13 protein-coding genes and 1 tRNA gene are annotated in these 20,155 nt (G+C 65.3%); 6 read left to right on the top strand and 8 right to left on the bottom strand.

What is annotated here, in order from left to right; all coding sequences use genetic code 11:
• The 5 genes from O6W96_RS05430 to O6W96_RS05410 all read left to right on the top strand — a co-directional run bounded on the left by O6W96_RS05430 (position 1) and on the right by O6W96_RS05410 (position 9,206).
• Positions 1–618: a TetR/AcrR family transcriptional regulator gene (locus O6W96_RS05430; protein WP_353468640.1), complete on the top strand. Its 618-nt coding sequence runs from the start codon at positions 1–3 to the stop codon at positions 616–618.
• 82 nt (positions 619–700) lie between these two features.
• Positions 701–1,792: an efflux RND transporter periplasmic adaptor subunit gene (locus O6W96_RS05425; RefSeq protein ID WP_353468639.1), complete on the top strand. Its 1,092-nt coding sequence runs from the start codon at positions 701–703 to the stop codon at positions 1,790–1,792.
• The gene (locus tag O6W96_RS05420) at positions 1,789–4,920 is read left to right on the top strand and encodes an efflux RND transporter permease subunit (protein WP_353468638.1); all 3,132 of its coding nucleotides are present in this window, start codon (positions 1,789–1,791) and stop codon (positions 4,918–4,920) included. The genes O6W96_RS05425 and O6W96_RS05420 overlap by 4 nt, the downstream gene beginning before the upstream one ends.
• Before the next feature lie 376 nt (positions 4,921–5,296).
• Entirely contained in the window at positions 5,297–6,115 is an 819-nt protein-coding gene (locus tag O6W96_RS05415; RefSeq protein ID WP_353468637.1) for a virulence associated protein, read from the top strand.
• Entirely contained in the window at positions 6,105–9,206 is a 3,102-nt protein-coding gene (locus tag O6W96_RS05410; RefSeq protein ID WP_353468636.1) for a DEAD/DEAH box helicase, read from the top strand. The genes O6W96_RS05415 and O6W96_RS05410 overlap by 11 nt, the downstream gene beginning before the upstream one ends.
• Positions 9,207–9,500: 294 nt before the next feature.
• Here O6W96_RS05410 and O6W96_RS05405 read toward each other — a convergent pair whose 3' ends face one another.
• The 8 genes from O6W96_RS05405 to O6W96_RS05370 form a co-directional block, all read right to left on the bottom strand.
• The gene (locus O6W96_RS05405; RefSeq protein WP_353468635.1) at positions 9,501–10,676 is read right to left on the bottom strand and encodes a hypothetical protein; all 1,176 of its coding nucleotides are present in this window, start codon (positions 10,674–10,676) and stop codon (positions 9,501–9,503) included.
• Positions 10,669–11,754, bottom strand: coding sequence for a nucleoid-associated protein (locus O6W96_RS05400; RefSeq protein ID WP_353468634.1), 1,086 nt, complete (start codon positions 11,752–11,754; stop codon positions 10,669–10,671). Before O6W96_RS05400 ends, O6W96_RS05405 begins: the two co-directional genes overlap by 8 nt.
• Before the next feature lie 420 nt (positions 11,755–12,174).
• Positions 12,175–12,250 (bottom strand) — tRNA-Lys (locus tag O6W96_RS05395).
• Between the two features lie 157 nt (positions 12,251–12,407).
• Positions 12,408–13,514: a rod shape-determining protein RodA gene (rodA, locus tag O6W96_RS05390; protein WP_107963663.1), complete on the bottom strand. Its 1,107-nt coding sequence runs from the start codon at positions 13,512–13,514 to the stop codon at positions 12,408–12,410.
• Between the two features lie 19 nt (positions 13,515–13,533).
• Positions 13,534–15,576, bottom strand: coding sequence for a penicillin-binding protein 2 (gene mrdA, locus O6W96_RS05385; RefSeq protein WP_353469360.1), 2,043 nt, complete (start codon positions 15,574–15,576; stop codon positions 13,534–13,536).
• 26 nt (positions 15,577–15,602) lie between these two features.
• The gene (gene mreD, locus O6W96_RS05380) at positions 15,603–16,133 is read right to left on the bottom strand and encodes a rod shape-determining protein MreD (protein WP_082440961.1); all 531 of its coding nucleotides are present in this window, start codon (positions 16,131–16,133) and stop codon (positions 15,603–15,605) included.
• Positions 16,130–17,002, bottom strand: coding sequence for a rod shape-determining protein MreC (mreC, locus tag O6W96_RS05375; protein ID WP_353468633.1), 873 nt, complete (start codon positions 17,000–17,002; stop codon positions 16,130–16,132). Before mreC ends, mreD begins: the two co-directional genes overlap by 4 nt.
• Positions 17,003–17,108: 106 nt before the next feature.
• Positions 17,109–18,152: a rod shape-determining protein gene (locus O6W96_RS05370; RefSeq protein ID WP_055878614.1), complete on the bottom strand. Its 1,044-nt coding sequence runs from the start codon at positions 18,150–18,152 to the stop codon at positions 17,109–17,111.
• A 173-nt stretch (positions 18,153–18,325) separates the two neighbouring features.
• Here O6W96_RS05370 and mutL point away from each other — a divergent pair, with 173 nt between their 5' ends.
• Complete coding sequence (mutL, locus tag O6W96_RS05365; RefSeq protein ID WP_353468632.1) at positions 18,326–20,131, top strand: DNA mismatch repair endonuclease MutL; 1,806 nt, start codon at positions 18,326–18,328, stop codon at positions 20,129–20,131.
• The last annotated feature ends 24 nt before the right edge of the window (positions 20,132–20,155 follow it).

Below are 20,155 nucleotides of genomic sequence, written 5' to 3'. Positions count from 1 at the left end.
ATGGACCATGCACTCACCTCCGAAACGCTAGCACGCGGCCCCGCCGAACATGCGGTGCGCGATCAGATCATCGACGCAGCCAACGAGTGTTTCGCGCGCTACGGCTACCAGAAGACGACCGTGGCCGATCTGGCCCGCGGGATCGGGTTCTCGAAAGCCTATATCTATCGTTTCTTCGAATCGAAGCAGGCGATCGGCGAGGCGATTTGCAAGGATCGTCTGGACCGGATCATAGCTGAAGCGCGCGTGGCGATGGACGAAGGCGGCAGTGCAACCGACCGGTTTCGTCGCATGTTCCGCAGCGTCACGGCGCTCAGCGTCGCGTTGTTCTTCGACGATCGGAAGATCTACGAGGTCGCGGCGCTCTCCGCGCTCGAACAGTGGAATTCTGCGAAATACTATTCGGCGACGCTCAGATCGATCGTCGAGGATCTGGTTCGCGAGGGTCGCGAGAGTGGGGAGTTCGAGCGCAAGACGCCGTTGGACGAAACTTGCCGTGCGATCTTCTACGCCATGATGCCCTTCATCGACCCGCTTCACCTGGAGCGTAATCTGGACCTGCTGCCTGAGGCGCAGAACGAGGTCACGAGCCTCATTCTTCGGAGCCTGGCGCCGTAGGTATCGCATTGGAAGTTTGTGACTAGTTGACATATTGGTAACTCGATAGCATGCACGCTCCCGTATTTGGGAGGACCGCCGCGTGTCGAACCGCTTTCGTTGCTATGCCATCGCTGTCCCGATCCTGCTTGGCGGGGTGCTGACCGGTTGCGGCGATGCCAAACCCGATCCCCGCACCCAACCACCCTTGGTACGCGTGACGACGTCGACCGCAGCAAACGACGCCTTGCGCGAATTCACGGGGATCGTCGCGGCACGCGTGCAGAGCGATCTCGGCTTCCGGGTCGGCGGCAAGGTCGTCGCACGACTGGTGAACGCGGGGCAGGTCGTGCGCCGCGGCCAACCGCTGATGCGTATCGATGGCGCCGACCTGGCGCTGGCTACGCGCGCTGCGCTCGGCACCGTCGACGCGGCCCGCGCCCGCGCGGTGCAAACCGCTGCCGACGAACGACGCTTCCGCGATCTGGTCGGCGCAGGCGCGGTGTCAGCCTCCGCCTATGATCAGGCGAAAGCCGCGGCGGACTCGGCGCGTGCGCAATTGTCCGCGGCACAGGCGCAGGCACGGGTAGCGCGCAACGAGACCGACTACACGGTTCTGCTGGCCGACGCCGACGGCACCGTGGTGGAGACGCTCGCCGAACCGGGGCAGGTCGTCGCTGCCGGACAGATCGTCGTGCGAGTGGCGTGGTCCGGTCCGCGCGAAGCGTTGGTGCAATTGCCGGAAACGCTCCGCCCGCCGCTCAACTCCGTCGCGCGCGCACGGACGTTCGACGACAGCACCGGTACCGCCACGCTTCGCCAGCTGGCGGACTCGGCCGATCCGGCGTCGCGCACGTTCGAGGCGCGCTATGTGCTGGGCGGCGAGGCCGCCCGTGCGCCGCTCGGTTCCACGGTCACGATCGCGCTTGCGCTACCAGATAAATCGGCCGGCATGGAGATACCTCTCGGTGCGCTCCGCGATACTGGCCGCGGGCCCGGCGTATGGATCGTGCGCGGTGGCGCGACGCCGACCGTCGCCTGGCACGCCGTGCAGGTATCCGCTGTCGACGAGGAAACGGCCACGGTCACATCGGGATTGGCGCCGGGCCAGCGGTTCGTCGCGATCGGCGCGCACATGCTGCACCAGGGCCAGCGGGTCCGCATTGCCGCCCCGGCGCCGGGTGCCGTCCGATGAGCGGTCGGACCGACGATCGGCCGGATACGTCCGGACGCTTCAACCTGTCCGCGCTGGCCGTGCGCGAACGATCGGTGACGTTGTTCTTCCTGATCGCGATCATCCTCGCCGGTGTCGGGGCCTTCTCGAAGCTGGGCCGCGCCGAGGACCCGAGCTTCACGATCAAGGTGCTGACCGTCGTCACCGCCTGGCCCGGCGCGACCGCGCAGGAAATGCAGGATCAGGTCGCCGAACCACTGGAGAAGCGCCTGCAGGAGTTGCGCTGGTACGACCGCAGCGAGACGTTCACCCGCCCCGGCCTCGCCTTCACCACGCTGACGCTGCGCGATACCACCCCGCCGGCCGCGGTCGCTGACGAGTTCTACCAGGCTCGCAAGAAGATGTCGGACGAGGCATCCAGTCTGCCACGGGGCGTCGTCGGCCCCTTCGTCAACGACGAATATGCCGACGTCACCTTCGCGCTCTACGCGCTGAAGGCGAAAGGAGAGCCGCAACGGTTGCTCGCCCGCGAGGCCGAGCAGCTGCGCCAGCGCCTGCTGCACGTTCCGGGCGTCAACAAGATCAACATCGTCGGCGAACGGCCGGAGCGCATCTACGTCCAGTTCGCGGAGGAGCGGCTGGCGACGCTCGACGTCTCGCCGCGCGATATCTTTGGCGCGCTGGCCAAGCAGAACCTCATTACGCCTGCCGGCGCGATCGAGAGCAAGGGGCAGCAGATCGTCGTCCGGCTCGACGGCGCGTTCGACGATCTGTCCAAGATCCGAGACCTGCCGATCGTCACGCGAGGCAACACGCTGCGCCTGTCCGAGATTGCGACCGTAGAGCGCGGTTACGAGGATCCTGCCACCTTTTTGGTGCGCAGCCAGGGCGAACCGGCGCTGCTGCTCGGCGTTGTGATGCGCGAGGGCTGGAACGGTCTCGATCTCGGCAAGTCGCTGAAGGACGAGGTCGCGAACATCGGTGCCGAACTGCCGCTGGGCATGTCGCTGACGCCGGTCACTGATCAGTCGGTCAACATCGCCGAATCCGTCGACCAGTTCATGCATACGTTCCTCGAAGCACTGGCGATCGTCATGATCGTCAGCCTGATAAGCCTGGGCTGGCGCGTCGGCATCGTCGTCGCCGCAGCCGTGCCGCTGACGCTGGCGGTCGTCCTGGTCGTGATGTGGGCAACCGGGCGGGCGCTCGACCGCATCACGCTCGGCGCACTGATCCTCGCGCTCGGCCTCTTGGTCGACGATGCGATCATCGCGATCGAGATGATGGTGGTGAAGATGGAGGAGGGGTACGACCGTATCCGCGCCTCCGCCTACGCCTGGAGCCACACCGCCGCGCCGATGCTCGCGGGAACGATGGTGACGGTGATCGGCCTGATGCCGGTCGGCTTCGCGCAATCGACCGCGGGGGAATATGCCGGCAACATCTTCTGGGTTGTCGGTTTCGCGCTGATCGCCTCGTGGTTCGTCGCGGTCATCTTCACGCCGTACATGGGCGTCAAGCTGCTGCCCAACATCAAGCCGGTTGAGGGTGGGCATGCCGCGATCTACCAGACCCCGCGCTACCAGAAGGTGCGCGACGTGATCGCGTGGGCGGTGCGGCGCAAGCTGCTGGTCACGTTGGCTACACTGGCGGCGTTCCTGATCGCCGGCGCGGGCATGGCGCTGGTCAAGAAGCAGTTCTTTCCCGCGTCCGACCGACCCGAGGTATTGGTCGAAGTCCAGATGCCTAAGGGCACCGCGATCGCGCAGACCGCTGCCGCAGCGAACCAGGTCGAGGCGTGGCTGCGCAACCAGCCGGAGGCGAAGATCGTAACGAGTTACGTGGGGCAAGGCGCACCGCGCTTCTTCCTGTCGCTGTCACCGGAACTGCCCGACCCGTCCTTTGCCAAGATCATCGTCCTCACTTCCGACGAGGAGGCGCGCGACACGTTGAGTATCAACCTGCGTCAGGCAGCCGTGGATGGGCTTGCCCCACAGGCACGGGTCCGTGCGACCAAACTGACCTTTGGCCCCTATTCGCCTTTCCCGGTCGCGTTCCGCATCAGCGGGCCAGACCTCGGTACCGTCCGCACGATCGCGGCCAGGGCGCAGGCGATCCTTCAGGCCGATCCGTCGATGCGAACCGTCAACGCCGACTGGGGCGACCGCGCGCCTGCGCTGCATTTTGTACTAGATCAGGACCGGCTGCGCGCGCTTGGCCTGACGTCGGGCGACGTTGCCGAGCAGTTGCAGTTCCTGCTCAGCGGTGCAGTCGTCAGCCAGGCGCGCGAGGACATCCGCACCGTCGACGTGGTGGCGCGCTCGGCGGGCACCGATCGACTCGATCCTGCCCGGATCGGCGACTACACGCTCACCGGCAGTGCGGGGCAACGCGTTCCGGTCAGCCAGATCGGCAGAATCGAAGTGCGGATGGAGAACCCGATCCTTCAGCGCCGCGACCGGGTGCCGACGATTACCGTACGCGGCGACATCGCCGATGGCCTGCAGCCCCCCGACGTCTCGACCGCGATGCTAGAAAAGCTGCAACCGCTGATCGCGAAACTGCCGACCGGCTATCACATCGACATGGCCGGCTCCATCGAGGAGGCAGGCAAGGCCAACAAGGCGCTGGCCCCGATCTTCCCGATCATGATCGTTTTGATGATGATCGTTATCATCCTGCAGGTCCGCAGCCTGTCGGCGATGGCGATCGTGTTGCTGACGGCGCCGCTGGGGCTGATAGGTGTCGTGCCGACGCTGCTGATGACGGGGCAGCCATTCGGGTTCAACGCCATCCTCGGCCTGATCGCGTTAGCAGGCATCCTGATGCGCAACACGCTGATCTTGATCGGCCAGATCCACGACCATGAGAGGGACGGCATGGACCCGTATGATGCCGTCGTAGAAGCGACCGTACAACGCTCGCGGCCGGTGATCCTCACGGCACTCGCTGCTGTGCTCGCGTTCGTGCCATTGATCAGCTCGGTTTTCTGGGGATCGATGGCGGTGACGCTGATCGGCGGGACGCTCGGCGGAACGGTGCTGACGCTGGTGTTCCTGCCCGCGCTCTACGCGCTCTGGTTCCGGATCAGGCCGTTAGCCGATGACCATGCCCCGCGCTCCACCGGTGGCAATCCCGCTTTGGCGTGACCGCTGCCTGCCATCGCCGATGATCGAAGACCCAAGTGCGGACGTTCACAGCCGTTCGACCCCTTCTCGAAAGCGGACGTCCATTCAGGCGACACGGCCCGGCCGAAACTGGGCCGATTGCAGACTGCCCGCTAATCTGCTGCCGCACTGCCAAAGCAGACATCGTTGCGACCCGCCGGGCGGAAAGCAGCGGAGGCATACTCGAGGCGCATTCTCGCGGCTTGCTCCGAACTAGCTGTGAGCACAGCTCAATCTAACGTTGTTCAGCGCCGAAATAGTAGTAGATCAAAGGAAGACGTGCTCTTCGACAGTATATATGAGCCGTCGATGCCTTTCTTGCCGATTGCGCGGACACTGAGCAGCTGGGAGCAAAAAATTGGCGACGAAGCCGGCTCACATGGACTGGCTGCGCGATACCGGCGAACGCATCGCCGTAGCGAGCGGGCACGAGGTCGAGGTCTGGTCGCTCGAATCTGACGGCGATGCGGCGATCCTGTCCGCCTGGGCAACGCACTTCCGGCAGCAATACCTCGACGACGCGAAGCTGCCCTTGATGGTCGCAGGCACGGGCAAGACAAACTCGGAATACATGCGGGGGACCATCTTCCCCGATGGCAAGGCGGCGCCCGGGCCGAGCACGCGGTCGGGCGACTTCGCCGAGATACTTGTCGCCGACTTCCTGGAATTCGAGCGCGGCTACTGGTGCCCCCGCGACCGGTACAAGGGACGGTTCAACCGCAACGATTCCACCAAGGGTGCCGACATCATCGGTTTCAAGTTCGTGGCCGACGGTGCGGCGAACCCGAACGACGAGATGTTCGTGGTCGAGGCGAAGGCCGGCCTGACCGCCGGGGCCGCCGCGAACCGGCTCCAAGACGCAGTCACGGACTCCATCAAGGACGCGATGCGGGAATCTATGACTTTGAACGCCTTGAAGCAGCGCATGGTCGACCGCGACGACATGGGTGCTGCGCTTCGGGTGCAGCGATTCCAGAACGAAAGCGACCTGCCCTTTGTCCGATTGAACGGAGCCGCCGCCGTCCTCGACAACGAGGTGTTCGGCGCGACCGACCTTCCGGTGGTGGATGGTTCAGCGCATGGGAACGCGGCCGGATTGCGACTCGTCGTCATCCGCGGAACGGCGATGATGAGGCTCGTCCACGCCCTCTACGAACAGGCCGCTGATGAGGCCTGAGTTCACATCCAGGCTGGTCCTCTCGAACACGCAGGCAACGGCGAAGCTGCGTGAGTTCCGTGTTGCTGCGGACGACGGCATCGCCGCCCGCGACCCCACGGCGCTCTTCTCGATCGCGGTCGGCATCCTCGGCGACGTGGCCGCGACGATCGCGCGCCAGCCTGCCGGCGAGGCGGTCGACGGGGAGCAGCCGCGACCGGTCGTTTGGCAGCACGACCTGCCGGTGCCAGAAGCCCTGCGGTTCGTGTCCAATTTCTTCGACGCGTTCCTCAACGCCGACTTGGACGTGGAGTTGACGGAGGAGCTGTCGCTGCTCTGCGCCGCCGCCTACTACATCGGCGGCAACGTCGGCAGCGCGGTCGTCGTCGTGCGGCGGATGAAGACGCCCGGCATTGAGCTCGCCGACGGACTCGGGTTGATGATCCACCGGATCCTTCGCGGCAATATGGGCCCAATAGACGGTGCCCATCTCCTGCGCGATGTGACGGCACCGGTGTTGGATGCGCTCGGTCGGTTTTTCCGCCTTGAGGGTGGGGCGGACGAGATCGGCGCTTCCTGCGCGGCGCTGCGGTCCCGTGCCTACGCGACCGGGGACGCGCGGGTCCTGCTTTACGCCGACATCGTGTGCGCGGTCAGCCGGTTGAAGGTCGCGAACGCCTCTCGAACTCTGCTTCCCCCTCTCTCGGACCTACCCCTCGAAACATGGCGACCCGCGCTCGCTAGGCCTGCGTTCCCGATCGAATTATGGCCCGCGCAGCAACGGATCGCCGCCGCCGGGCTGCTGCGCGGCAGGTCGGCCGTGATCCAGATGCCAACCAGCGCCGGCAAGACGCGCGCGACCGAACTCATCATCAGGGCCGCGTTTCTCTCCGGCCGCGCCAGTCTCGCCGTCATCGTGGCGCCCTACCGCTCCCTGTGCCACGACATCCGCGGTGACCTGTCCAGCGCCTTCGCCGGCGATGCGATCTCGCTCGACGAGGCGAGCGATGCTTTCCAGTTCGATGTCGAACTCGACGATCTCTTCGCCCATAACACGGTTCTGATCGTCACGCCGGAGAAGCTGCTCTACATGCTGCGGCGCGCGCCCGAGCTCGCCGACCGGATCGGGCTGATCATCTACGACGAGGGCCACCAGTTCGACGGAATGGCGCGCGGGCCGACCTACGAACTTCTGCTCACCTCTCTGCGGATGAAGCTGGCGCAGGGCACGCAGTCGATGCTGATCTCGGCGGTGATCGGCAACGCGCCGGACGTCGCCGAATGGCTGATCGGCGATCGCGACGCTGTCGTCGGCGGTCAGGGTCTGCTTCCGACCGTCAAAAGCATTGCATTCGCGAGCTGGCAACATGCGCGTGGCCAATTGCAATACGTGGCGCCGAACGATCCCGACACCAGCGAGTACTTCGTGCCGAGGATCATCACAACCACCCCTCTTGCGGTGCGACCACGTGAACAACCCCGAGTGTTTCCGAACCGCGATGCTAAGGACATCGGGCTCTCCCTCGGACTGCATCTGGTCGGCAACGGCAGCGTCGCCATCTTCTGCGGACGCAAAGACAGCGTCACTAGCCTCACGAAGCGCGCCATCGAGATATACGCTCGAGGCCTTGCTGTGCCGCGTCCGATCGAGTCATGCGACGCGGTCGAGATCGGAAAGATTGCGTTCCTCGCCGGGTTGCACCTCGGAGAATGCCCGGCGACTGCGGCCACCCGGATGGGCATCCTCTCTCACCACGCCGCGACCCCACATGGGCTTCGCCTCGCCGTCGAGCACGCAATGAAGGTCAGTCTGGCCAGCTTCGTCATCTGCACCTCCACCCTCGCCCAGGGCGTCAACTTCCCCATCCGCTACCTCATCATCACGACCACCCAGCAGGGAAAGGAGTCGATCATGGTGCGAGACTTCCACAACCTGATGGGCCGGGCCGGCCGTGCGGGCATGCATACAGAGGGCAGCGTGATCTTCTCGTCACCAACGATCTTTGACGAACGGGGGGATCGCAAGGACGGATGGAAGTGGCGGGCCGCGAAGCGACTGCTCGATTCTGCGAACTCGGAGCCGAGCAGCAGCGGACTGCTCAAGCTGTTCAACGCGTTCGAACAGCGCGGGCCAGCGCCAGTCGTGCAGGAGATGCGGGCCGAATGGCTCAATCTCACGTTCGCGGACCAGGCACGGATCGACGCCATCGTCGCCGAAGCCATCGCAATCCAACCCAACATCAGCGCGGCCCAGTTTCGACCCTTCATCGAAGAGCGCGCCCGCGCCATCCAGCAGGTCGCCGCCTTTCTGGTGGCCAACATGGACTTCGCGGACCCCGCCGCCGAAGATCGCGTGGTCGAGCTCGCGACCAACACGCTCGCCTACCACCTGGCGGGCGACGCCGTCAGGGCCGCGCTGATTGCGGTGTTCCGCATGATCGCTGAGTCAATACGCGAGCGCGCGGATGGCGATCTGCAGAGCCTGATCCGCCGATCACCCCTGCCACCGGCGGTCGTCGTCGATCTGCAGGTCTGGGCCACAGCCAACATCGACCGCATGCGCGACGCCGCGATCGACGGTACGCTGCTCGACATCGTCGGGGAGGTGATCCTGCCTCACGCCAGCGATGGGTCAATCCGAAAACTCACTGACCGGGCGGTCCTGCCTCAGTTGCTCGCCGCCTGGGTGGACGGCCGGGGTTACCACGCCCTGCTGGCCATCCTCGTGCAGGCACGCGTCAAGGTCACCAACCGCAACCCGACTATCGAGGACGCCGTGTCGCTCGGCGACGGAGGGTTTGGCTACGACGTAGCGATGCTGGTCGCGGCCATCGCCGACCTTGTCGAGCCGATCGACGGTAACGTGCATCTAGCGCTCAGCGTTATGCAGAAGCGGGTAAAATACGGCCTGACGCTTCCATCGGCGATCGCAATGTATGAGGCGGGGTTCGCGGACCGCGTAGTGGCGGGCACACTCGGAGTTATCTGGCCGGACGCGACGGACAGAGCGCGCGTCCGCGCCGTCTGCCGCGCCGCTGACAGTCGCATTATGGCGGCGCTTCAGGCGTTCCCAACCTATTTTACGACGGTGGCGGAAGAACTGCGTCGGTAGGGTAACAGGCGTTTCTGCGATTACGCTGCCGTCTGCGATGGCAGCTTTCGGGCTAGCGGTGGTTTGCAGCAAACGACTTGGGTTGAGGCGCTTTGCCGAACGGCCGCTCAGGCGAGGACGATCGACTGCTTTTGGCACAACCGGACGATCACCGGCGCGGACGGCATAGATTGGAGATCGTCGCAAGCTACCGCATCGGTGCCCTAGCGGCTGCTCACCGACGACGGGAAAGTCTTTCGGACGGCCACCGAGTTCGCCGCCGCGATCGAGGCGGTCACCGCCTGAGGCTCGGCCTCACAGGCACGCCGTGTAGGCGGACGGGGTCAATCTTAGCCATGCGTAAGTGGCTCCGGCCGCTCCGCTCAGCGCCAAGACCAGGACGAACCAGAGTACCCGTCTGTGCCATGTGATCCGCCCGCCCAGATCATCGAAGACGGCGACGAAGTCGTCTCGGACGGCTGCATAGTCGCGCTCCAGTCGCGAATTCTGACCGTTTATCTCCTTCTCGATGGCAGTGAGCGTGTGCTGCTGGTTGCGGATCGCCAGCCATAGCAGTCCAACAAAGATCCAGGCTCCCAGCACCACGCCCGCGTTCGTCCAGAAGGCGAGGCCGCACCTCTCCGGGGTCTTAAGCTGGGATGCGACGACGATGGTGGCCACGGGGATGCCGAGCAGCTGCCCCTGTATGTCGACGAGGGTCTTATGGATCTTGCCGACGTACTCAAGGCGGGCCGTCTCGATCTCCTTGCGTATCTTGGAATAGGAGAAGCTGGAGACGAAGAGCCTGTAGCCTTTCTCTACCTCGTCGCAGAGCTCGTCGAGGTGGCTGATCAAATGGCGGAACCGTTCCGCACGACGTATGCTGCGGACCGACTGGATTACGGCGGCCGACACCAGCTCTGTCTTCTCGTCGCCGTGCAGCGGTTCGCCGAAGATGCGGCTCAGTCTGGCGGCATTTTCTACCAAGCCCTCCGAGAGATCGGCAGACGAGAAGATGACGGGCACGACCGTCTTCTCGTCGTCGATGAAGACTAATTCACGCTGCAGGTCGCTGACGTAGTTGGCAGCTTCACGAAGCACCGCGGTAACGGTCAACAGCGATCTGTATTTGGCAAGCGCAACTGGAACGGCGGCGTCGCCTCGGGCAAAACGCTCGTCGATTACATAGTAGGCCGGAGGCTCGTTCCACGACGCATCGGGCGCGTTGAAGAGCGCATCGAGATCACGAACGAGCAATCCGAGTCTGTGATTGGGCGCCCTGATCGTGATCGCGACGTGATCCCCGACCGTGACCGCTCCCGGAGCGACGAGCGCGATCTGTGTGAGATCGTAGAGCGCATCATCGGCTTCAATCGTTCGGATCGTCTCCGCCACGGGGTCGCTCGCCACGTGCAGGACGCCACCACCGGCGCCGTCGAAGACGGTATTGCGGTAGATCACGATGAGGTCGGCGAAGCCGATCTCAGCCATGACCCAGGCCTTCGGATTGCAGCTGTGAGATCAGGTCGTCAGGCAGTCCCGTCAGGGTTATGGTGTTTGCCTCCGGATCGTAGATCACCGCGCGGCTGCTCACTGCGTCGCGGTCGAACTCAACCTTCCACTGCTTGGTCCCGCCCTTAAAGCGCACGAGCGAGGCCAGCGAGCGCTTGTCCGGCACGAACCGGTCGCTCAGTGCGCGGTCGGTGTCCCCAAGATGATCGGTCAGGCGCTTGGGATCGTTCGGCAGCAGTTCGTTCGCCAGCGCCTCGAATTCGAGCTCCTCACGCTTGTTAGACGACCGCTCGCAGATGGCCTTGGCGCGAGCGAGGAACTGGTTGCCGTCCTTCTCCGACATCTTCTCGGCAGTGACAAACTCCTTGAGCGCCGTAACCAGGTTAGACGTGTCCACCCGTGCCTCCACGACGGAGTCGCAGCCGAGGAAAAGGCGAAAGTATTCGGATACGTCGCCTTTCCCCTTGAGGAAGCTGATGTAACGCTCGGCACCCGCGGCCCAAGCGGTCAGGTTGATGCGGCCGGCGAAACGGAAGCCCTCGAGGTCGAGATGCTTCACGTCCTCCATCTCGTCCTGCGCCTTCAGGATCGCGCTCAGCTTGTCTGATACGATTGCGACGAGGAGGAAGTCCTTCTGGTCGCGGCGGAAGTGCTCGAAAAGAACGTGGCCGCCTGTCGACGCCGTGCGTGCCTGCGCCTGCTGACGGAGCGTCTCCATCATCCGCGTCGTCAACCGAAGAAAATCCTTCTCCGGATCGCCGATGTAGTCTCGGATCTGCTCCTGCGTGGGATAGCCCTCGCTGGCCGTGAACTTGCCGTAGCTCTTCGACGCCCGCCGGTTGTAGAGGTCGTTCAGTTCGTCGACCACACGCTGCGTGGTGTCAGTGACCGGCAGTGTCTTCGTCGCCGCCTTGATCTGGTAGACGCCATGCTTCCGCTCGAGGTCGTGAACGGCTAATGCGACAATCTCGTTCAAGCCGGTTTCCTCCGCCACGATGTCCCGCTTAGCAGAGACCATTTTGTCGGAACACAGTAGCAACTTTGCGGTGCCGAGCACAACGGCTTCAAATAACCATGAAGCAACGACGGGGGGCGATTGTCCCATCGTGACCGGACGATTGTTCTACGCCGAGTGCTGACACGCGCCGGTCGCCCGCTGGTTGGGACGACCGACCGGACTGTGCGGAACTGGACGGATGGTAGGCTCGCGCAACCGTTATGAGTCGTCTTGATGCCGTCGGGCCAAGCCTGAACAAACGGCAGCTTCCGCCCAACGGGTGCCGAAAGTGGCCATTCCGCTCTCCGCCAGTGCTGCTCCAGCCTCGCCTCGAACGGCGGCAGTTCATACATACCGTGCGGCGCTCGCCGGTTGTGCGACCGACGTCGCCTAGAAGTGTAAAATAAGCACAAAAAGGGGAAAGTCAGGGGACGGCAAAAGCAAAACGGCCCCGCATCGCTGCGAAGCCGTTGGAAACTCTGGTGGACGCACTTGGGCTCGAACCAAGGACCCGCTGATTAAGAGTCAGCTGCTCTACCAACTGAGCTATGCGTCCATTCCGGGGCGGTTTTGAGTGGCGCCCTGGTGTGGCGCCCCGCTGCTGGAGGCGCGCTGTTAGCAGACTCATCGGGCCCCGCAACCCCCTTTTCGTCGATCCGAGTCCGTTTTCGTCGATCGCGCCGCTTTTTCGTGAAATAAGTTGGTTTTTCGACCTACCAGCCGACCGTCTTGCGGTTCTGGCGGTCGATCGACATCAGGATACCGAGGCACAGCAGCACCGTCATCTGCGCCGAACTGCCGAAGCTCACCAGCGGCAACGGGATGCCGACGACGGGGGCGAGGCCCATCACCATCATAAGGTTGATCGCGACATAGAAGAAGATCGTCGTCGACAGGCCCGCTGCGGTCAGCCGGCCGAAGCGGGTCTGCGCGCGCTGGCCGACCTCGATCCCCCAGCGGATCACCAGCAGGAAGGCGAGGATCAGCAGACAGCCGCCGACCAGGCCCCATTCCTCCGCCATCGTCGCGAAGACGAAGTCGGTATGCCCCTCGGGGAGGTAGTCGAGATGGCTCTGCGTGCCCTGGAGGAAGCCCTTGCCCCAGATCCCGCCCGAGCCGATCGCGATCTTCGACTGGCTGATGTGATAGCCGGTACCCAGCGGGTCGCTCTCGGGATCGAGGAAGATGAGGATGCGGTTGCGCTGGTAATCGTGCAACGCGAAGTTGATCGCGAGCGGGATCGCCACTGCGGCGGTGATCGCGCCGCCGACGAACAGACGCAGCGGTATGCCTGCGAGGAACATCACCGTCGCGCCACCCGCGCAGATCATCAGCGCGGTGCCGAGATCGGGCTGCTTCATGACGATCGCGGCCGGGACGCCGATCAATAGCGCCGCAGGCCATACCGCGCTGAACCGTCGCGTCTCTCCGGGCGGGAGCATGTCGTAGAATTTGGCGCAGGCGAGCACGATCGCGGGCTTCATGAACTCGGACGGTTGCAGGCGGATGAAGCCTAGGTCGAGCCAGCGCTGCGACCCGCCCGAGACCTTGCCGAGAATCTCGACCGCGATCAGCGACACGACGATCAGCGCATAGGTCGGCAGCGAGCCCGCCTTCCACGTTCGCTCGGGAACATAGGACAAGGCGATCGCACCGGCGAGCAGGACGAAGAAGCGGATGCCCTGCGACAGCGCCCAGGGCTTGAGCGAGCCGCCGGCCGCGGAATACAGCACGACCTGGCCGAAACAGCCGATCGCGACCACCAGCAGGAGGACGCGCCACGGCAGCTTGGCGAGCGGTTCGGGGACGATACGGTTCATCGCTGACGCTCGGTACGGTTCACGGCTGGCGGTCCCTTGAATCATCTTCGGCGACCGTTGCGCCCGGCGCGGTGAGCGCTTCCTGCGTGGCGTTCGCCATGTCGGTGGCGTTGGCGACCGCTGGCGCGTCGCTGGGCACGATCGCGTCGGTCTTGGTGGCGATCGCCGCCGGGGGCGCCGACTGCGCCTTGCGGTAGGTCTCCGCGGTCGCCGCCATGCGCGTGCGGATATCGCCACCCCAGGTCGGTTCGACCTCGGCGAGCGACTTCAGCGCCCGCTCGCGGTCGAGCATATAGGTCATGATGTCGCGGCCGATCATCGGCGTGTCGAGATTGCGCACGGTGTGGCCGTTATGCTCGAGCACGACCGCAAGCGCATAGCGCGGGTTATCGGCGGGCGCGAAGCCGATGAACAGCGCGTGGTCGCGCATCTTGAACGGCAGCTGGCCGTTCTTGAGCACGCCCGAGCGCCGTTCGGCCATCGTGATGCGGCGGACCTGCGCGGTGCCGGTCTTGCCTGCGATCGCGACGCCGGGGATCAGCAGTTTCGCCGCGCCGCCGGTGCCGCCCTGGTTGATCACGCCGAACATCGCATCGCGGACGCGCGCGAGATGCTCGGAGTCGATCGCGAGGGCAGGGGAGTCGCGGTGGACATGGCTGGCCAGGATGCTCGGCTGCAACGCCCGGCCGGACGCTAGACGCGCGGCCATCACTGCGAGCTGCAACGGGTTGGCGAGCACATAGCCCTGGCCGATCGACGCATTCAGCGAATCCGCGACGGTCCAGTCGTGCTTGTACTTCTTCAGCTTCCATGCCGGGTCGGGCACCGTGCCGTAGCGTTGCGTCGAGAACGGCAAGTCGAACTTCTGGCCCATGCCGAGCGTGCGCGCGATCGGCGCGATCGCGTTGTAGCCGACCCGCCGCGCCATCTCGTAGAAATAGATGTCGCAGCTCTGCATGATCGCGTTCTTGAGATCGAGCGGACCGTGGCCGCTCTTCTTGTGGCAATGGAACACGCTGGTCCCGAGCCGCATCGCCCCCGAGCAATTCACGCGGGTCGACGGATCGACGCCTGCGTTCATCAGCGCGAGGCCATTCATCGGCTTGACCGTGGAGCCCGGCGGATACAGCCCCTGCGTGACCTTGTTCATCAGCGGCACGTGATCGTCGTCGCTCAGCATCTGCCATTCGAGATGGCTGATCCCGTCCGAAAAGCTGTTCGGATCATAGGCGGGCATCGACACCATCGCGAGCATCTCGCCGGTGCGGGTGTCGAGCACGACGACCGATCCGGAGTTGGTGCCGAGGCGACGTGCGGCATATTCCTGAAGCCCGACGTCGATCGTCAGCCGTGCGGTCTTGCCGGGGACGTCGGGCTTGGTCGCGAGTTCGGCGACCAGCTTGCCGCGCGCGGTGACCTCGACCCGCTTGGCACCGGCGACCCCGCGGAGCTCGGTCTCGAGCATCTTTTCGAGCCCGTCCTTGCCGAGCTTGAAGCCGGGCGTGACGAGCAGCGGGTCGTGCGTCTTCTTGTATTGTTCGGCGTTTGGCACGCCGACATAGCCGGTCAGGTGCGCGACCGCGGCGCCGGCCGGATAGCTGCGCGCAAAGCCGCGGGTAGGCGCGACGCCGGGGAGTTCGGGGAGGCGCACGCTGACCGCGGCGAACCGCTCCCAGTCCAGATTCTCGGCGACCTGGACCGGCTGGAACCCGGCTGCGTGCTCCAGATCGATCGCGATCCGCTCCACTTCCTCGGGCGGCAGCTGGAGGATGCGGCCGAGCAGCGGCAGCACGCGCTCCTTGTCGCGCAGGCGGTCGGGGATGATGTCGACGCGGAAATCGGTGCGGTTGTTGGCGATCGGTACGCCGTGGCGGTCGACGATCCAGCCGCGGCGGGGCGGCAGCAGCGTCATGTTGACGCGGTTGCTCTCCGACAACATCGTGTAGCGCTCGTTCTGCGCGACCGACAGCCATGCCATCCGCCCGGCAAGCATCAGCCCGACGCCACCCTGTGCTGCGCCCAGCATCCACGCCCGCCGCGAGAAGCTGTACGCCTGCGACATCTCGGTGACGATACGCGGTGTATTTCTCACTCGGCACCGCGTTTGTTCTGGATCGCCGCGACGATGCGGGCCGCCAACGGGAACATGAGGATCGTGACCGCGATCTGCGCGATCAGGATCGTATCGACATGCGCGCCGACCGGCACCGCGATGAAACGGCCGACGAGGATGCACGCGGCGATCAGCCCGCCGGCGATCAGCCAGTCCTGCCAATAGTCGCGAAAGGCCAGGCGTTGTTCGATCATGTCGATCGCGACGAACGCGAGCGACCACATCAGCACCGCGCTGCCAAGCGGCTGTCCGCTGACGAGATCATCGAAAAAGCCAAGCGGCGCGGCGGCCCAGGGCTTGAACGCGAACCGTGCGAGCAGCCGCCACGCGAGCAGCATGACGAACCCGAACGGCGGCAGCAGCGGGATCGTCGCGACCACCGGGATGATCGTGATCAGCGATCCCGCCATGACGGTCGCCCATGGGATCGCGCGCGACCGGCCAGCCGGGATCTTGGTCTCGAACGGCTTGTAATCGACGCTGTCGACGACGCGAGCGCGACTCATTGCTGCGCTACCGGGCGAGGCGGGGGCACCGGCATGAACATCCGCTCGACAAGTGCGAAATCGAGCGTGTCGGGATCGGCGAACGCGCGCGCCATCACCGAATCCGACCCCGCCTTGGTCACGCGCGCAACGGGGACGCCGGGCGCGTAGATCCCGCCGGTGCCGGTCGTCACGAACAGGTCGCCCGCATTGAACCGGACATTGGTGGCGTTAACCGAGCGGATGTCGATCATCCCGTCGCCGCGCCCCGCCGCGATCGCGGGCATCCCGTCACGCGTGCGGCGGACGGGGACGATGCTGTCGCCATCGCTCAGCAACAGGATGCGCGCCGCGTTCGGCCCGGTCTCGACGACGCGACCGATCAGCCCATCGGGCCCGCGCACGGGCATACCGGGTAAGACGCCGTTCCAGCGGCCGGCGTTGAGCAGGGCAAAGCGCCGCCCGCTCGACGCGCTCGAACTCACCAGCCGCGCGGTCACCACCGGCGCGGTCGAGCGTTCGCGGATCGCCAACAGGCTACGCAACCGGCGATTGTCATACGCGATCGTCCGCGCGCGCATCAGCAGCGTCCGTGTCCGCTCGCGATCGGCGCGCAGCGCGACGTTTTCCTGCTTCACGAAGAAGTAGTTGCCGACCGCATCGGGGATGCCCGAGATCGACGTGCCTATGGTGGCGAATCCCGTCGAAACCGGCGTCGTCACGCCCGCAACGCCCATCCGCAGCGCGGAAAACGCTGGCGGATTGAACGTCGACGCGACGAGCAGCACTAGGCCCACCACCGCACCGGCGACGGCGAGCACATAGCCCATGAACACACCATATTGCCGACGCCGGGAAAACCCCGTGCGCCGGTCGCGGGCTGGCGCCATGCGCCTGTCCCCCTGTCTCGGGCGCCGCCGAACCGCGAGGGTCAGATCCCTCGCGACTCGGACAACGCGATTTCGTGTCCGCGTGTCTTAAAGCAAAAACAGATCGTTAACCGCTCATCAGCACGCCGCGGAACAACGGATCCTCGAGCGCACGACCGGTACCGAGCGCGACGCAGGTCAGCGGGTCCTCGGCGACCGTCACCGGCAGGCCCGTCTCGTCGCGCAGCACTTCGTCCAGCCCCTGCAGCAGCGCGCCGCCGCCGGTCAGCACGATGCCTTGGTCGACGATATCCGCGGCCAGTTCCGGCGCGGTGTTCTCGAGCGCGACGCGGACGCCCTCGACGATCGTCGCGACCGGCTCGCTGAGCGCTTCGGCGATCTGGCCCTGGTTGATCTGGATCTCCTTGGGCACGCCGTTGACGAGATCGCGGCCCTTGATCTGGATGATCATGCCGATGCCGTCGACCGGCGGCTTGGCGATGCCGACCTCCTTCTTGATCCGCTCCGCCGTGGCTTCGCCGATCAGCAGGTTATGGTTGCGGCGGACGTAGCTGACGATCGCCTCGTCCATCTTGTCGCCGCCGACGCGCACCGACGTCGTGTAGGCGAGCCCGCGGAGCGACAGCACCGCGACCTCGGTCGTGCCACCGCCGATGTCGACGACCATCGAACCGATCGGCTCGGTGACCGGCATGTCCGCACCGATCGCCGCCGCCATCGGCTCCTCGATCAGCCAGACCTGCGACGCACCCGCGTTCGACGCCGCATCGCGGATCGCGCGGCGCTCGACCTTGGTGGAGCCCGACGGCACGCAGATCACGATCTCGGGCCAGCGCGCGAACTTCCGGGGCCCATGCACCTTCTGGATGAAATACTTGATCATCTGCTCGGCGACGTCGATGTCCGCGATCACGCCGTCACGCAGCGGGCGGATCGCCTCGATGTTGCCCGGCGTCTTGCCCATCATCATCTTGGCGTCGTCGCCGACCGCCTTCACGCGCTTGATCCCGTTGATCGTCTCGACGGCGACCACCGACGGCTCGTTCAGGACGATGCCGCGGCCACGGACGTAGACGACGGTGTTTGCGGTGCCGAGGTCGATCGCCATGTCGTGCGACATGAACTTGAAGAAACGCGAGTAGAAGGCCATTCAATCAGGGTCCCGTAATCCTGGCCGCCGGACGGGCGAACCACCACCAACAATCATGCGCACGCACATCATCTCGCGTGACCCGCCGGCGTTTCTAAGCACCGGGTGCCTATACTCTAATATATGGCGTTTGCGGGTCGCGGGATGCCGTCGCTTGGTCTAGACGGAAACCCATGTCAATACGGCGCCTCCCCGAGCATCTGGTCAATCGCATCGCCGCCGGTGAAGTGGTGGAAAGACCCGCCAGCGCGTTGAAGGAGTTAGTCGAGAACGCGATCGACGCAGGGGCAGGGCGCATCGCGATTCTCCTCGTCGAAGGCGGCACGTCGCGGATCGAAGTCGCCGACGACGGCTGCGGAATGACCCCCGCCGAAATGGCGCTGGCGCTCGAACGCCACGCGACCTCGAAGCTGCCCGACGAGTTTATCGAATCGGTCGTGACGCTCGGCTTTCGCGGCGAGGCATTGCCCTCGATCGCGAGCGTCGCGCGCCTCACGATCGAAAGCCGGATCCGCGGCGCCGAAGGCTGGGCACGCACCGTCGACAATGGCCGGGTCGAGCGCGAAGGCCCCGCCGCGCTCCCGCCCGGCACGCGCGTCGTGGTCGAAGACCTGTTCGCGCGCGTCCCCGCCCGCCGCAAGTTCCTCCGCTCCCCGCGCGCCGAATACGCCGCCTGTCTCGACGTCGTCCGCCGGCTCGCGATGGCACGGCCCGACATCGGCTTCACGCTGGAACATGACGGCCGCCGCGCGCTGTCGGCGATGCAGGTCGAGGACCGGCCGGGCAGGGTGGCCACGCTCACCGACCGCGCGCTCGCCGACAATTCAGTCGCGATCGACCTGGAGCGGGAGGGTATGGTCCTCGGCGGCGTCGCGAGCCTGCCGACCTACAATCGCGGCATCGCCGACCACCAGTATCTGTTCGTCAACGGCCGCCCGGTAAAGGACCGCCTGCTGATGGGCGCGATCCGCGGCGCCTATGCCGAGATGCTCCCCCGCGACCGCCACGCGGTGGTGGCGCTGTTCCTCGACATCCCCACCGACCAGGTCGACGTCAACGTCCACCCCGCGAAGACCGAAGTCCGCTTCCGCGACCCCGCGATGGTCAGAGGCCTCATAGTCTCGGGCCTCCGTCGCGCCCTCGACGCCGCCGGCCACAGAAGCCAACGCGCCAGCGAGTCCGCCCTTTCGATGTGGCAACCGGAAAACATCTCCTCTCCCCCCGGGGGAGAGGAAGGGGCCCGTCCGCAAAGCGGATGGGAAGGTGAGGGCACGCCCCAAAGGCTCTCGCTGGCAAATCGCCACTACGGCGCGGTAAACGATGCCCGCCCGACCTTCTTCGCCGCGCCCCCGCAGGCGCGCGCAGAACCCGCTTGGACGCCCCCACCGCAGACCGCGGCCTTCCCGATGGGCGTAGCAAGAGGCCAGGTCGCAAAAACCTACATAGTCGCCGAAGCCGAAGACGGCCTCGTCCTCGTCGATCAGCACGCCGCCCACGAACGCCTCGTCCTCGAACGCATGCGTGCAGCCCTGATCGGCGGCACCATCGCGTCCCAAGCCCTCCTGATGCCCGAAGTCATAGAACTCGACGAATCCGCCTGCGACCGCCTCGAATCCCGCGCCGAAGAACTCTCCGAATTCGGCCTCGACCTGGAACGCTTCGGCCCCCACGCCATGCTGGTCCGCGCCACCCCCGCGCTGCTAGGCCAGAGCGACCCAAAAGGCCTCGTCACCGACCTAGCCGACGAACTCGCCGCCTTCGACGAAGCGCTCTCGCTAAAGGAGCGCCTCGACGCGGTAGCCGGCACGATGGCCTGCCACGGCTCGGTCCGCGCGGGTCGCATATTGTCGGTAACTGAAATGAACGCGCTGCTCCGAGAAATGGAAGTCACCCCCCATTCCGGCCAATGCAACCACGGCCGCCCCACCTGGGTAAAACTCGCGCACGGCGATATCGAGAAGCTGTTCGGGCGGAAGTAGTGGCATTTATAATTTATGATAGCG

This window comes from Sphingomonas faeni (genome assembly GCF_040407495.1).
GTDB classification, from domain to species: domain Bacteria; phylum Pseudomonadota; class Alphaproteobacteria; order Sphingomonadales; family Sphingomonadaceae; genus Sphingomonas; species Sphingomonas faeni_D.
Note: the sequence above shows the minus strand (reverse complement) of the source record. Positions and strands in the feature narration are given on the sequence as shown.